This is a genomic window from Prochlorococcus marinus CUG1417 (genome assembly GCF_017695975.1).
GTDB lineage: Bacteria > Cyanobacteriota > Cyanobacteriia > PCC-6307 > Cyanobiaceae > Prochlorococcus_A > Prochlorococcus_A marinus_AG.
This window is the reverse complement of the sequence record NZ_JAAORN010000002.1, coordinates 41,039-54,155: the sequence shown is the minus strand read 5'-3', so window position 1 is coordinate 54,155 and position 13,117 is coordinate 41,039. Positions and strand designations below refer to the sequence as shown.

The following is a 13,117-nucleotide window of genomic DNA, read 5'->3' as shown; positions in this document are numbered from 1 at the left end:
TAGAAGAAAACTTTAATTTTTCTTAAAAATAAACTTTTTATGAATTATCAACTTTTAATTGAATCATATTCATTTGGGACAGCTCTTTCTGAGCAAGAAATTGAACTATTAAGTTTGGAACTTGAAACTCAAATCATGAACATTAATATTTCAGCAGAATTTGGTTGTTTTAAATCAGCCCCCTCCCATATTTGTGAAAGGCTTAAATTAAAAAAAAATACTTCCTGGATTATGTGTCTTGCTGAAATATTAGATTCACATAAGCCAACTACATCAGGGAAAACGAAAAGTGTGGAAGTTTTCGATTTACTTCTTGAAAAAGGACTTGTTATTGGGTAATTGTTAAATATTGAAAAATTTTATCTAAGATATTTTTTAAGCTTATTAAATTTATTAATTTGAAAATAAAAATTTATTAAAGGGTTGATTTTTGTTCAGAATTCGTTTCTCTAGGAATATATTATTTTTGGTACTAATTATGGTTATGCCCCAATCTACTTTGGAGAGCTTATTATTTTTTTTAATACTATCTCTAGTAGCAACATACATTGTCAATATAAAATATTCTTCAAAGTTTAAAACACAGAAGTAGATTGTTTTCTATTTATTTTTTTTTTAATTAATATTATTTACTTGGATCACTCCAAGTTTCTTGGTATAACCAACTCAAAAAGGTAAGAGTAAGTATATTGCCTAATCCATAAACTATACCTAATAATGGGTCATAAATGTTGGCAATCATTGTCGACATGATAAAGATAATTAAACCTGAAACTACTAAATCCTGAATAGGCAAATGATTAAAATTTACAGAATTTATCATTGAATAATTCTTTATAATGGATTAAACAAATTATAAAACTTAAACTAACCATAATTGTATATAAGGAAAAATTATCTTAGATATGAATTATTTTAAGGCTGCTAGGCTAATTATAGCTTTTTCATCATTATCTTATTTGAGCTTAACTTTTTTACGAAATTATAATTCACCAGAAAATATAGAAAAAAGATGTTTGCTCAAATTTGAAAAAGATTTCAAAAATCATTTAGAAACACCTCGTGAAGAATTGGAGCAATTATTAGATTTTGCGGATAATAATTATTTTAAATGTATTGGCATAATTCAGTTTTAAATATGGGCGAAGCAAAGAGAAGAAAAAATTTAGGCATTCCTCCTAGAGAAAAAACTGAAGATATAAAGTTACCTGAACTGGATAAAAAAGCCATACAAAAAAAAGTTAGGTCTACATTATATAAATATCCAATTATCCCTTTTGTTTTTTATGGTGCTGCAATAGTTATCCTAATTGGAGGTATATTTTATGTTTTTAAATCCTTTAAGATTGCATAATTGTAAGGATTGTAAATTTAATAATAATTTCTCTAGGTTTTGGTATAAATGGTTATTTATTAATAATGCATAAAAAATTTTTTAATGATAAAAAACTATCAAATATAATTATGCAATAAAAGATGAAAAATTATACATGAGACTTATTTGCGATTGACACTATCTTGTGGTGTTGTAATTTTGGAATAAGTTAAAATTTTTTATGAAAAAAATAAATAAAAAATATGCTGAATTAATGCGCCAAGCTGATAATGCAGTTGGCAGAAAAGAAGTAGTCAGTTTATTAAAAAAAGCTTCAATGATTATGTCAAAATCTGAGGAAAACTTGGCTGCTTAAATTGGAAAAACTATTTTATTACAATAGATAGAACCCCATAAAGGATAATAGTTGAGGATGCAGCCATAAAAACAAATGGTAATATCATTCCTGAGTTCAACCATCTTAGAAATCTAATTTTTTTGTTAATGACTCTTGGCATTTCCTCAAATATCTTATTTGCAACTTAACAAGCCAATAATAGTTGTAAATGATTAATTGATTTTTTTAAATATAAGACTTTGGTAATTTAAAAGTTAAATTTTTTAGAAAAAAATTTTTAGGTAATTAATACCTTGTCTTCTTAAAATTTTTGAAGCAATATTTAGAAATATTAGATTTCTAAATAATGACTGAAAATTTCAAAGAAAATACTAAAGAATTTAGAGCTTATGATTCCGAATTATTACTTAAGATTTTGAATAAGACCTCAATTGAAACTAAAAATAGTGAGGGTAAAGAACTATTTGTAGATGAAAATTGGAAAATTAATATAAATAATGTGAGTGATATAGTCCCTCCTGATAATTCCAATTTAAAAAAAATATTATCAGATATTTTTCCAGATAAAAAAATATTGATTCAGGATAATAATGATGCTTCGCAGACGATTTTCTTATCCTAATATTCTCAATACTAAATTATTCTTTTTCAAATTTATTCTGTATTTATTGCTTGAAAAAAAAATTAGTAAGAATTACTCTCGCGCAATTTTTTTAAAGGAGTTATCATTCTAAAACGTTCATCCAAGCTTATATCTCTGGACGCATGACATGGGAATAGGGAACGGGATTCTCATTAACTGCAAAATACTATGAATAACCTCTTACAAATAAGAGAAAAAATCAAAAAAGCCAATAGGCTTTATAATGCTCAACTTTTAGCAACTAAAAATGGAGAAGTTACTCCATATAGAAGATCAGTTTTTGAAGAAAGAATGAGACAAGCTCAAGAAGAAATGAGACTTAAAGAATCTAAAAATTAAATTCTTAATTTTATAACTGATCATAAAGAGAGGGTTTCATACCCTCTTTTTTTTGTAAATAATATACTAATAAAAAGATTTTTAATAATTTTTTATCTTATTTAAATTATTAAAATAACCAAATATTAATTTCTTAACTCTTGCGTTCAAACATATAAATGGCAAATTTAATTTAGGGTTTTAAGAGATTAATAAAGATGTTTAAAAACAAATATAATCAATTTTACAACTCATCAAATAAATCAAGTTTAGATAAAATATTATGGTTTATAGAAAATTATTTGCCCCAGAAGAAAGATCGAGGTGTTCAGAAAAAATTGTATATGGATAATTTAGAAGCAGAGACTATTAAGACATTCTCTAAATTAGCCTCTATTCGTTCTAATAAATTATTTCCAACTAAAAAAAATACTACAATCTCTTTTACCTTTGGTAATTGGGCCTTGCCTTACCTAAAATTGCTAAAGAAAATAGGCATAGCTAAGTAAGAAAATTGTGATGGACTAAGACAAGATTTATCTTGAAAATTGAAATAGTCAAAGAGTATGCAGTTTCACTGAGTTATTTACGAAATTTGAGGATGAATAATTACTTTACATAAAAAATACAATTGCTAAGTTTAAAATAAGAGATCTATTAATTATGTTTCTTAATTATCTACCTAGTCAGATGGTTGAAGTTATTGGTTTAACCATGATTTTTTCATTTCTAGTTGGAACTATATTAATTTTGTTATTTACTTCAGATCAGGCAAATACAAAAAATCTATATTTAAAGAAGGCCAAATAAATTTTAAATAATTTATCCTTATTAAAAGACCTATTTTTAAATAAATTAACTCGCAGGTGCAGAACATAATTTTTAATATTGATATACAAATAAATTTAAGATTATGGGTGAAGCTAAAAGAAGAGAGGAATTAGGATTGCCACCTAGACAAAAAAAAGTTGAATTAAATAAATCTGATAGATACCTTTCATGGCTTCCAGTTACTAAATCAAGAATTAAGAAATACCCTTATATGGGTGTAGCAACAATGGCACTAGGAGCGATAATTTTCTTAGTAAGTGGGGGCGCAAATAGTATTAATTAGTTAGATTTTGGCTTATAGTATATCTAAGATTTTTTTTGTAATAGTTTAACGCCAGATATTATTGATATTATTGAAGCTATACCAAGAAATATCGAGTAAAAAGGTTGCAAATTAATAATGCCAAAATTACCTGTATGCCATTTTATTAACCAAAAAGCATCTATTCCTAGTGGTTGAAGAATACTATAAATAGTCCCAGATAAAATAGTAATTAATAAAGGGATTGCTGAAATTGCGGTTATTTTTCTGTGAATTTTTCTTTGATTTGGTTTTAATTTTTTCATCTATTTCCTCAAATAGATATGTAATTCTTTTTCGTTTTTGCATGGCATCCATTTATCTTGATTCTTATGTATCCCTTCGCAACCAAGTTCTAAAGATCTATTTTCGGCGTCCTCTTCAGAAAGAAATGTACCCCTCATATGTGCATGCGAAAAACTATTAAAATTTAGAGATAAGGAAAATAAAAAAATAAAAAATTTAAAATTTCTAAGAAAAAAATGCATTATTTCAAATTAAGTATTTGTATTAAGGAGAGATTTTATCAAATATTTTTGTTTTGCCAGTTTCGCTAAATGAAACTACTTTGTAGTTATCATAATCATGAGAGTGCGAGTCGTGAGTATGCATTTCCATTCCTGGGGAGCCAAGTGGCATGCCGCGTACGGCTATTCCATTGACATTTGGTTTTTCTCTAAAAAGTTTGTTGATTGATTCAATCGGGACATGTCCTTCAATCGTATAGTTAGCTATTTGAGCGGAGTGACATGATCTCAGATTATTGGGAATTTCATATTGGTTTTTAATTACTGAAACATTCTCAACTATATTATCAACAACTTCTAATCCATTATCTCTTAAATGATTGATCCATTTTTTGCAACAACCACATGATGCTGATCTGTAAGAAACAACTCTTGGGATATCTATATTTTCTTGAGCTAAAGCAATACTCTTATTTGGATTGATTATATTTGTAAAAAGAATTCCAGAAAAAATTAGATAATTTAAAAATCCTCTTTTGATAAATATTTTATTAAGTGCCATACTAATTACGACGATTAAATTTAATATCTAAATCAACCATAAATGAAAATTTATTAAATCGCTATTTAATCAAAATTAAGAAACTCATAATTGCCATTAAAAGATTTTCGATAAAACTAATTATTCCCAAAGGAGTTTTTGCATATCCACCAATACATGCACAATTTAATTTTAATTTATCCAAATAAACAGCTTTAAATACTGAAAACATTCCAGAAATTCCTAAAATTAGGGCAATAAAAATAATTAATGAGGGTGGAGAAGAATTAAGAAAACTTACTCCAATTAATAATTCGCAAAAAGGATAAATATATATCCAGCCATCAAATTTAGAAGATATTAAATCATATTTCTCAAAACTTTTTCCAAAAGCTTCAATATCCATAAGCTTGAGCATCGCTAAAAGACAAATTGATATCCCCATAAAAATTTGGAAACTTTTAAGCAATGAAATGGTTATCAGAAATGAGGTACCAAAGACTGCAATTAAGGGAGTAAATGACTTAATCTTCATTTTTAACTTTTAAGGATAGAGTCACAAATACTAGATGGATTTGCTTGTTTAACTATTTTTAGTCTTTTGATAAGTTTGTCTCGATCTATTTGATGTTTTAAATATTTAATACATAAATTTTTTTCTTGATATACCTCTGCTATTGGAGCAATCTTTAAAGCAATAGCAAAAGTACCAATAACTAAAAGAATGTTTGTAGCTAGTCGAATATTTGGTCGAAAATTTGATCTCATTCGTATTCTTTATTTCTGTCAATAACTTCTCTTATATATATATCTTTTAGCTCGTCATTGTATCCATTTTCTTTTGCAAATTTCTCTAATTCCTTCAACTCTTTTTCTGTCATTAAGCAGATTTGGATATATTGTTTTTCATGTATTCAATTTGGTTGATTAATTCATCTAACCATTCTGTGTTATTTTCGGATCTTTTCTTAAAATATGTAACTTTGGGTTGATTGATTTCTAGTGTCTCAAAATCTCCACTCATAAATTCCCCCTGAATTTATACTTGGCATAATTTATCTAGATAAATTATGCCAATCAATAGGCTCAAATACTTATTTGTAATTTGCCACGGATAACACATTATTTCTCTAATAGTATAAATATTAAAGTATTTATCTCCCAAAAACATGGTAACTAATGAAGAACTAGAAAAAAGAATTAATACTTTAGAAAAAGAAGTAAAACACCTAAAAGCTGTTCTTCAGTATCAAATGAGAAATAAGAAAAAGTGATTTATTCTTATTGCAAACTAATTACTTTTGGTTAGATCAGCATTTCCCTTTGGTGGTTTTTTATGTCTAATATAAAAGCTAAAAATTAAAAAACAATTAAAATAATATTCATCATAGGGAGAGCTTTGAACTATCTTCAAAAGGTTCAAATGCTTAATCCTGGATCTATACTTATTTATTAAAGTAAATTTTTTATAAAAAAAAGGGACGTTAGCTTCGCCCCAATAAAAAACCAGGAAAAATCCCCATCACCCAGCCTTTTTATGATTTTAGCACTACATATGGTGTTTGTAAGTATAAAAAATTACCTATTGATGGGGTTGTTTGTTTCTGTTTAATTTGTCATTATAGGAGTCCCCATCACCAAGGCTCGTAAGAGTCTTTTTTTTTGTAATTTTTGCCTTTTAGGTTTATTCGTTTTAATTAGTGTTTAAAGACTTTTTATTTAATTTTTAAATTTGATAATTAATAATTAAAAAAATAATTTTATTCATGCAAACTTACATCGTACACTGGCAATTCCCAGACCAAGAAAGTCATATGCAAGGGGCAGAAGCTTTCGCGGGCTTTGTGGAAGGCGGATGCGCAGGTGATGAATTTGATGGGTTTAAAGTTCTTAATCGAGTAGTAAATCCTGAGGGAGCTAATGGTTGGGCAATAGTTGAATCTTCAAACCATCAGAATATTTGGAAATGGAGTAGTATTTGGGTCGACAATTTTGGCGTAGAAATTGAAGTTACTCCAGTTTTAACAGATCAAGAATTTCTCTCGGTCCATAAAGAAATTGCAGCATCTTCCCATTAATAGTTAATTTTTTAAGTGGCTGACGGTAAATTTTTCATTAATGGAGGATACCTCTTTTTTTAAGGGGAAATTTTCTTCTGAAGAAATTGAAAGTCAACACAATTTAATAAAATGCTTCTGGCTGAACCTTAAAAGTATAGATATGCAATTAACGAAATAAATAAGGGTATTGCCTATCGCTTATAGAGCTTAAAAAAACTTGAGAAAAAATATTATCTTATGAATGAAACGAAAATCGCATTCATCTTGATAGTAAATTTTTGAAAATCAGTAAATACCCATTCTCATTAACTAACCCAGAGAGTCTAAATCTCTACGATGGTGAACTGTATTTCCGTCATCTTGTCGAACTGTCTGTTCTCTCATTAAATCAGCAATTGTTGGATAATCTTTTGCATTATCAAGATCTCTTAAATTTTTATCTTGAATTGCGAATGGTGATTTTTTAAAATTCATAATAATTTTCTCAAAATTTTTGTTGTATTCTGATTACAGATCCTGGATTGTCATGTACGAAAGAGTTGAATTCTCTCGCAAGCATTAGGCAATCGTATGCATCGCGAGCATAGAAGCCGACTTCATGTGTATTATTTGAAGAATCTTTGTAACTCAATACATATTTGTTACAAGATTTGATCGGTGTTGAAGGCATTTAATTTATTTTTGCTACTACTAAGTTCTAACTCAGTCTATAAAACAAACGACCTTTTAAAATGTTCGGTTTGAGGCACAAAAATATACGGATAGAGGACCAACGATTAAATTAATTAATGGATAAAATCCATAAATAAATTCTAGAAAGTAATACAACTAGTCCTTTGAAAACAACCTCAAAAATTAATTACAAAAATATAGATATATTTGGAGAATGATTTGGATTTCTTTTTTAATGATTCCATAAAATAGAAAAAAAACTATCAATGATAAATGGAAAGCGGGATTTGTTTATAGAATGTGATCTGCAAATTTATATGATTTTAATTTCTTTAGAGCAAAAGCTAATTAAATGGCAAATTACACAACTTAATGACTTTTCTAATTAATTGTTTGATATCTATCCATAGGAGTATCATTATTGATAGATAATAAATCAAATATAAAAAGATTTATGAAATGAAGTTTGCATTTTATTTTTTCATAATTGCTCAAATCTTAAACTTTTTGAACGTTTTTGCAGAAAAAGTTATAAAAGATTCTTCTGAATTTAATTCTATTAAATGGGAAAAAATTAAAAAAAATAAAGATGAACCACCTAAAAAGATTATTTGGAAATCTTACAAAGGGGAAGAAAATTTTTTTAAAAATAAAAAAGAAGAAGGTTTTAAACTTGTGGGGGACAATTCAGCCAAGATTGAGCCTCTAAATTGGCGCTTTCGCAATGCTCATCAATGGTATTTTGATGCGCAACGTAATGAAGGATCTTCAAGCAATATGCAACTTTTCGGAGGTAAGATTGATTGGATGAGAGGAGATTGGTGGTACCTTACAGGGCAGGGATTAATCGCTTATGGAGGGGACGCTGGCGGCTACTCTGAGGGGCACTTGGGTGTAGGCTTTCTTGGTCCAAAATGGAAGAACTGGCAACTCTTCAGTGAAATGCTCATAGGTACCGGAGGGGGAGGAGGTGTTGATGTCGGTAATAGCTTATTGTACAAACCAAGTGTCGGGTTGGAATACAATATCAATAAAGACTTCAGTCTTCAAACTGGAATAGGAAAAGTGATTTCTAAAGAAGGGAATCTGGATGCTAAAACCTTGGAAGTTATTCTGGTTTGGCATTTTTGAGTTATTAGCTGAGACTTACTGCTATAGCTTAATCGGGGCGTCAGGATTTGAACCTGTGACTTTGTACTCCCAAAGCACCAAGTACGCAATTTGCGACAGACTCTTCAAAAATAAGATGGTTTATAGCTTATAAGTTGGGACAATTAGGATTTAATTGAGTCTCAATATTATTGCTCCAACATGCAGCAATGCATTGCATATGTATGCAAATAATCGGAAAACCATAACCTGGTGCTAGTGCATATAGAGCACTACGTCATATTAATTTAAGGTGGTTCATAAAGATTTTCTTTCTAAAATAAGGGTGAATTATCTCTTTTCTTATGTCTTGCTTAGTTACCTCCGTGTTTACTTTTAAAATTGAAAGCACTTTCGATGAATGGGCTGCAATATTTGATAGTGCAGAAGCTAATAAAAGGCATTCTGAATTTGATATTAAGCCTATTTTCAGAGGAGTAAGCAAAAAAGATCCTCAAAAAATTATTGTTATTCATCAAGCGCCAGAAGGTAATGTTCAAAAGTTTGTGGAGGCAAATGGTGACTGGATGGCAACTCATAGAGTTGACTTGTTAACAATGGAAGAATCCTCTTGGACTGCTTCATTAACAAAAGAAAGTTGTTGTGATTAACAACTAAAACTCAAACTATTCGCATCTCTAAAAGTTAGTTATTGAAAGTCAATCTATATTAGAGGGAGTAAATCCCTCTTATTTTATGACTTCTCGAAATTTTATGAATGTTGTTCGATTTAAATTAAAGTCAGATTGTGTAAATAAGTATTTTGAAATAATAGATAAAACAAGTTTTGAGGGGATGACTCAAAGATATATCGCTAAAACTGGTAATTATGATTACTGTTTTGTTGGTATCTGGAAAAGTGAAGAAGCTATTGCAGCTCAAAGACCAGCTATGATTGCTCATCTTAATGAGGTTAGAGGATTTATGGAAGAGTTGTCTCCCGAACTTGGAGTAACTGATCCTGTTTCAGGTAGTATTGTTTCTAAAGTGGGTTATCATGATTGACAGTTGATCTAAAAAAGAGGAATTAACATTATTTAATTCCAGAAATCTATATCATCTGACGAGGGTTCCCAATCACAACTGTCCTTGCCTTCTTCTAAAGTTTTTTCAGAAGAACTTTTAAGTTCGCAACTTCGGAGACAATCATAAAACGCATACTTTGGATCTAATTCGTTTTTGAATTGTTTGTTCCTGAACGTATTCATAAATTAACCCCCTTTGGCTTTTTTCTCGAGTTGATTAATTAATTTGTCTAACCAAAGTGTGTTGTCGAGATTTTTTGTATTTTTGAAGTATTTCGTTTTGTAAGTGCTCATGAAGTAAAACCTCAATCAGTAGAACTAAGTTAGATGTAATGATTAAAATTTCCTAGAGCAAAAATACTCTTTATAAAGATAGTGAAATATTAAAAACTGATTAAATTGATAATTTTACTTTAGGTATTTTAACTCTTGATTTTAAGAATAAGTGATACTAAAAACTTCCATATCGAAGGAGGTTAATTATGACTTGCGGAAATCCTATTAAACATAAGTTCCAAAATGCTTTTAATTATTTTTTTGATGCGATTTCATTTGAAAGGAAATTAAGTGACTCCCAAATGGAATGTATGCAGTTCGGTATATGTGACTATTCTCTAAAACAAGTTGAGGAAGTGCCTTTTTATCATTACTAAATTGTATTTATTAAAGCTATTGTGGGAGTGAGGTTTTATGCAAGGAATGGTAAATAATCGCTAAACCTTAACTTTCTTATAGTTGGTAATAAAAAAAGAGAGTCTATATAACTCGCTAAAACGAAGCTATAATTAAGACCTACTGTTTCATTAGGTAATGTAAGGTATTTAATCTGCGCCATTTTGAATTAAATATTAGAAATTTGAGAGGAATATCAGGGTATTATTTTTCTTAACTCAGAATTTAAAATTTTGAAAAATTAAATTTCAATAATTGAATCATATTAATTTATACAAAATTAACCACAGTAGTTTATTTATAATTTTTCTAAATATTTTTGCTCAATGAAAATTAAATTATTAGCTTTAATTGCTTTGCAATCAATAATTCCTTTATCGTTTGCTTATGAAACTGGTCCGGAAATATTTGGGAAGGAAAACGATATGGGTTTATGTAGTCCTACAAGAAGAGAAGAATACATAAAAATAAAAAAGACAAAACTAGATGGAAAATTCCCAAATATACAAAGATTTATTATTGATGAAGACTGGAGAACACAAGGACTAGATAGTGATGAATTCCCATTGTCAGAACCTTTAATAATTGAAAATCCAATTAAAGGAGAGACATTAGCAGTATTTGATAGAAACTATAATAAAACTTTTAGAGTCGCATCTTTTTTCGGGCGTAGCGAAATAAGAATCTCTGAACAATCTATTTTCCAGGGAAGATTAGGAGGAAGATCAACAACAGGCTCAAATGATGTCACCTCCTTAGGTTTATTAACAAATGATGGAAGCTATATTGTTGTAAATGGATGTGATGGTGTTTTTGATGTTAATAAAATTGTGGCTAATTCTTTAGCAGACTATCCAATTATAAATGGGAAGGCATTTATTATGATTTCTAGTTATGGTTCCACAGGTCTAAGAATTAATGAGATTGGTAAAGAAACAGTGAAAGCATGGAAAACTGTTTATAAAAATTGGGATAAAACAAAAGATTCCATTAATAGAGAGCTTTTATTTGAATATAAGTAGATTTGAAGGTGTATGGTCAAAATCTCAAATATTTATTCTTTATATTTGGGGAAATATTAGGGAAAGTTTTATAAGGGCCAATTATTATTGACTAAGACTTCCTCCCATAACTGAATCGGGGCGAGAGGATTTGAAACTTGGATCATTGCTTACGAAGCACTTTACTAGTCTGGCAGAGCAACATGACTACAATCCAGACTAAATAGTTGCGGGGTATCGTAGGGTTTGGCATGACGAACTTATTAGTATTTGTTGTTTATTTTATTGGCTTATATTTAATACAACGTAAATGAAAAAAACTTGATTTTGAAATAAATCCTCTAGAGAATTTTTTTATTTACTTCTAAACTGCAAGAATCGTTCTTATATAAACCTTTTTTTTTATTAAGTCGCTCTGAACAATAATATTAGAAACTTTCCCTGAGAAAAAAATACCTTATTATTCTGAGGTTACCTAATGAAATGTAGAAATACATAATTGGAAAATTTTGTAAACCAATTTGAGTTTGCACCTGGGTTCACTTCAAAATACTCAGAACTGCGTAAGAAGCCTTTTTCTTAGATTATTTGTTCATAAGACTACTAGAAATTAATTTAATTATGAGTATTAGAAGAGTAATTTCTTTTTACTTGGTTTATTATCCATAACAATTTTGAATAACCAAATGCACATAAAGGCAATGGTTAATATTTCTCCTAATTCCTCAATAAATATTAAAATCTCGATTAATATCGGACTTTGCGAAAAGGGTGGCAACAATGTATTTAGGTTTGCATTCAATAAATCAATAAATGCACCGAAGAATGACAAAACTAAAAATAAAATATAATTATGCTTCAAGAATTGTCTTACTTCAAATGAAGAGCTTTTAAAACCAGGAATAGAAATTATTAATGAGACTATTAAAATAAATAACCAGTACAACCATTCTGAAATATCTTTATTCCTAACAATATCTTGTTCGAAAAATTGATGCTCCACTATAAACTTTACTAAGAAGTTTCCAGTTAATTGATCATGCAATCGGAGGGAATCATCAAAAAATAAATATAAGTAAACTAATGGAATTGATAATGCTTCAATCTTTTTTCTTGTAAAGATCCAAATGAAAGATAATAATGAACACCACAGTAACAATATGTACTGAAAATGTTCAAAATATCCTCCATCTTTAGCTGGATATAGCATGTTATAAAATTTATCTATATCTGGTGAAATATCTAGAAATGAACCTAATTTATAATTTAATACCCATGCTGAGATGTGTACGATAATCGTACTTAAAATAAGTAAGGTAAATAATTTATAGGATTTATTTATCATTTGAAGATTTTGCAAATAAGTTAATAGATAATTCTAAGTGTCCTTAAAAAAATTAGGTGATTCTAATAAAATTTATGTTTGTATAAAATTTTATTATTATGAATTTTTTGATACTTATAGATTAATAAGGATGAATTAGAGAAAATTTAATACAAGATCTACTGTGAATTAAATTAATTTAGGAAAAAACTTGCTCTATTAATATTAGAAAAAACAAATTTTATAATAATTAATTGAATTAAACTTCTAATGATTTATTTAGTGAGTTTCTGAAAGATGCTATAGGTAACGCAACTTCCTTAATAGGTCAATTTGACATCAAAATGATATCAAAGGTTTGATTTCATTTTCTACCCAATAAAAAAGATATGTTAGGAAACCTTCCTATGTAATGAATTATTAGATTCGAGGCGCCAGGA

At 28.5% G+C, this 13,117-nt stretch carries 26 protein-coding genes; 15 read left to right on the top strand and 11 right to left on the bottom strand.

Features of this window, described 5'->3' with window-relative positions; all coding sequences use genetic code 11:
* The first annotated feature begins 39 nt into the window (after positions 1 to 39).
* The gene (locus HA140_RS06395) at positions 40 to 339 is read left to right on the top strand and encodes a hypothetical protein (protein WP_209040311.1); all 300 of its coding nucleotides are present in this window, start codon (positions 40 to 42) and stop codon (positions 337 to 339) included.
* Positions 340 to 625: 286 nt separating this feature from the next.
* On the opposite strand, the gene HA140_RS06390 is transcribed toward HA140_RS06395, so the two are convergent.
* Positions 626 to 823, bottom strand: coding sequence for a hypothetical protein (locus tag HA140_RS06390; protein ID WP_209040310.1), 198 nt, complete (start codon positions 821 to 823; stop codon positions 626 to 628).
* Positions 824 to 905: 82 nt separating this feature from the next.
* On the opposite strand from HA140_RS06390, the gene HA140_RS06385 reads away from it, so the two are divergent.
* The 8 genes from HA140_RS06385 to HA140_RS06355 all read left to right on the top strand — a co-directional run bounded on the left by HA140_RS06385 (position 906) and on the right by HA140_RS06355 (position 3,748).
* Positions 906 to 1,136 (top strand): hypothetical protein, encoded by a 231-nt coding sequence (locus HA140_RS06385; protein ID WP_209040309.1) that lies wholly within the window; start codon positions 906 to 908, stop codon positions 1,134 to 1,136.
* A gap of 2 nt (positions 1,137 to 1,138) precedes the next feature.
* Complete coding sequence (locus HA140_RS06380; RefSeq protein ID WP_209040308.1) at positions 1,139 to 1,354, top strand: DUF2839 family protein; 216 nt, start codon at positions 1,139 to 1,141, stop codon at positions 1,352 to 1,354.
* A gap of 202 nt (positions 1,355 to 1,556) precedes the next feature.
* Complete coding sequence (locus HA140_RS09450; RefSeq protein WP_257469733.1) at positions 1,557 to 1,691, top strand: hypothetical protein; 135 nt, start codon at positions 1,557 to 1,559, stop codon at positions 1,689 to 1,691.
* A gap of 328 nt (positions 1,692 to 2,019) precedes the next feature.
* Complete coding sequence (locus tag HA140_RS06375) at positions 2,020 to 2,295, top strand: hypothetical protein (RefSeq protein WP_209040307.1); 276 nt, start codon at positions 2,020 to 2,022, stop codon at positions 2,293 to 2,295.
* Between the two features lie 189 nt (positions 2,296 to 2,484).
* Complete coding sequence (locus HA140_RS06370) at positions 2,485 to 2,655, top strand: hypothetical protein (RefSeq protein WP_209040306.1); 171 nt, start codon at positions 2,485 to 2,487, stop codon at positions 2,653 to 2,655.
* Between the two features lie 197 nt (positions 2,656 to 2,852).
* A complete protein-coding gene (locus HA140_RS06365; protein WP_209040305.1) occupies positions 2,853 to 3,143 on the top strand; it encodes a hypothetical protein in 291 nt (96 codons plus the stop codon).
* Between the two features lie 154 nt (positions 3,144 to 3,297).
* Positions 3,298 to 3,444, top strand: a complete 147-nt coding sequence (locus tag HA140_RS06360) for a hypothetical protein (RefSeq protein WP_209040304.1) — start codon at positions 3,298 to 3,300, stop codon at positions 3,442 to 3,444.
* Positions 3,445 to 3,547: 103 nt separating this feature from the next.
* Positions 3,548 to 3,748 (top strand): DUF2839 family protein, encoded by a 201-nt coding sequence (locus tag HA140_RS06355; protein WP_209040303.1) that lies wholly within the window; start codon positions 3,548 to 3,550, stop codon positions 3,746 to 3,748.
* 23 nt (positions 3,749 to 3,771) lie between these two features.
* Here HA140_RS06355 and HA140_RS06350 read toward each other — a convergent pair whose 3' ends face one another.
* From HA140_RS06350 to HA140_RS06325, 6 genes are all read right to left on the bottom strand, one after another.
* Entirely contained in the window at positions 3,772 to 4,032 is a 261-nt protein-coding gene (locus tag HA140_RS06350; RefSeq protein ID WP_209040302.1) for a hypothetical protein, read from the bottom strand.
* Positions 4,033 to 4,170 (bottom strand): DUF3721 domain-containing protein, encoded by a 138-nt coding sequence (locus HA140_RS06345; protein ID WP_025893438.1) that lies wholly within the window; start codon positions 4,168 to 4,170, stop codon positions 4,033 to 4,035. It lies immediately after the preceding gene.
* Positions 4,171 to 4,276: 106 nt separating this feature from the next.
* Positions 4,277 to 4,795, bottom strand: a complete 519-nt coding sequence (locus tag HA140_RS06340; RefSeq protein ID WP_209040301.1) for a DUF411 domain-containing protein — start codon at positions 4,793 to 4,795, stop codon at positions 4,277 to 4,279.
* A gap of 61 nt (positions 4,796 to 4,856) precedes the next feature.
* Positions 4,857 to 5,309 (bottom strand): MauE/DoxX family redox-associated membrane protein, encoded by a 453-nt coding sequence (locus HA140_RS06335; RefSeq protein ID WP_209040300.1) that lies wholly within the window; start codon positions 5,307 to 5,309, stop codon positions 4,857 to 4,859.
* Between the two features lie 2 nt (positions 5,310 to 5,311).
* On the bottom strand, positions 5,312 to 5,542 hold the full coding sequence (locus HA140_RS06330) for a hypothetical protein (RefSeq protein ID WP_209040299.1): 231 nt from the start codon (positions 5,540 to 5,542) through the stop codon (positions 5,312 to 5,314).
* 112 nt (positions 5,543 to 5,654) lie between these two features.
* Positions 5,655 to 5,798 (bottom strand): hypothetical protein, encoded by a 144-nt coding sequence (locus HA140_RS06325; RefSeq protein WP_209040298.1) that lies wholly within the window; start codon positions 5,796 to 5,798, stop codon positions 5,655 to 5,657.
* 742 nt (positions 5,799 to 6,540) lie between these two features.
* On the opposite strand from HA140_RS06325, the gene HA140_RS06320 reads away from it, so the two are divergent.
* Positions 6,541 to 6,852 (top strand): DUF3303 domain-containing protein, encoded by a 312-nt coding sequence (locus HA140_RS06320; RefSeq protein ID WP_209040297.1) that lies wholly within the window; start codon positions 6,541 to 6,543, stop codon positions 6,850 to 6,852.
* Between the two features lie 291 nt (positions 6,853 to 7,143).
* Here the strand turns inward: HA140_RS06320 and HA140_RS06315 are convergent, their stop codons facing one another.
* Together HA140_RS06315 and HA140_RS06310 are read right to left on the bottom strand one after the other, a co-directional pair.
* Positions 7,144 to 7,308, bottom strand: coding sequence for a hypothetical protein (locus HA140_RS06315; protein WP_209040296.1), 165 nt, complete (start codon positions 7,306 to 7,308; stop codon positions 7,144 to 7,146).
* A gap of 10 nt (positions 7,309 to 7,318) precedes the next feature.
* A complete protein-coding gene (locus tag HA140_RS06310) occupies positions 7,319 to 7,504 on the bottom strand; it encodes a hypothetical protein (RefSeq protein ID WP_209040295.1) in 186 nt (61 codons plus the stop codon).
* A gap of 461 nt (positions 7,505 to 7,965) precedes the next feature.
* Between HA140_RS06310 and HA140_RS06305 the strand changes: the two genes are divergently transcribed.
* The 3 genes from HA140_RS06305 to HA140_RS06295 all read left to right on the top strand — a co-directional run bounded on the left by HA140_RS06305 (position 7,966) and on the right by HA140_RS06295 (position 9,660).
* Positions 7,966 to 8,637 carry a hypothetical protein gene (locus tag HA140_RS06305; protein WP_209040294.1) on the top strand — a complete coding sequence of 224 codons (672 nt, stop codon included), beginning with the start codon at positions 7,966 to 7,968 and terminating at the stop codon, positions 8,635 to 8,637.
* A gap of 323 nt (positions 8,638 to 8,960) precedes the next feature.
* Positions 8,961 to 9,266: a DUF3764 family protein gene (locus HA140_RS06300; RefSeq protein WP_209040293.1), complete on the top strand. Its 306-nt coding sequence runs from the start codon at positions 8,961 to 8,963 to the stop codon at positions 9,264 to 9,266.
* Positions 9,267 to 9,351: 85 nt separating this feature from the next.
* Complete coding sequence (locus HA140_RS06295; RefSeq protein ID WP_209040292.1) at positions 9,352 to 9,660, top strand: hypothetical protein; 309 nt, start codon at positions 9,352 to 9,354, stop codon at positions 9,658 to 9,660.
* Positions 9,661 to 9,692: 32 nt separating this feature from the next.
* Here the strand turns inward: HA140_RS06295 and HA140_RS06290 are convergent, their stop codons facing one another.
* Positions 9,693 to 9,863: a hypothetical protein gene (locus HA140_RS06290; RefSeq protein WP_209040291.1), complete on the bottom strand. Its 171-nt coding sequence runs from the start codon at positions 9,861 to 9,863 to the stop codon at positions 9,693 to 9,695.
* Positions 9,864 to 10,162: 299 nt separating this feature from the next.
* Here HA140_RS06290 and HA140_RS06285 point away from each other — a divergent pair, with 299 nt between their 5' ends.
* Complete coding sequence (locus tag HA140_RS06285; protein ID WP_209040290.1) at positions 10,163 to 10,333, top strand: hypothetical protein; 171 nt, start codon at positions 10,163 to 10,165, stop codon at positions 10,331 to 10,333.
* 345 nt (positions 10,334 to 10,678) lie between these two features.
* Complete coding sequence (locus tag HA140_RS06280) at positions 10,679 to 11,374, top strand: hypothetical protein (protein ID WP_209040289.1); 696 nt, start codon at positions 10,679 to 10,681, stop codon at positions 11,372 to 11,374.
* 607 nt (positions 11,375 to 11,981) lie between these two features.
* Here the strand turns inward: HA140_RS06280 and HA140_RS06275 are convergent.
* The gene (locus HA140_RS06275) at positions 11,982 to 12,698 is read right to left on the bottom strand and encodes a hypothetical protein (protein ID WP_209040288.1); all 717 of its coding nucleotides are present in this window, start codon (positions 12,696 to 12,698) and stop codon (positions 11,982 to 11,984) included.
* Between the last annotated feature and the right edge of the window lie 419 nt (positions 12,699 to 13,117).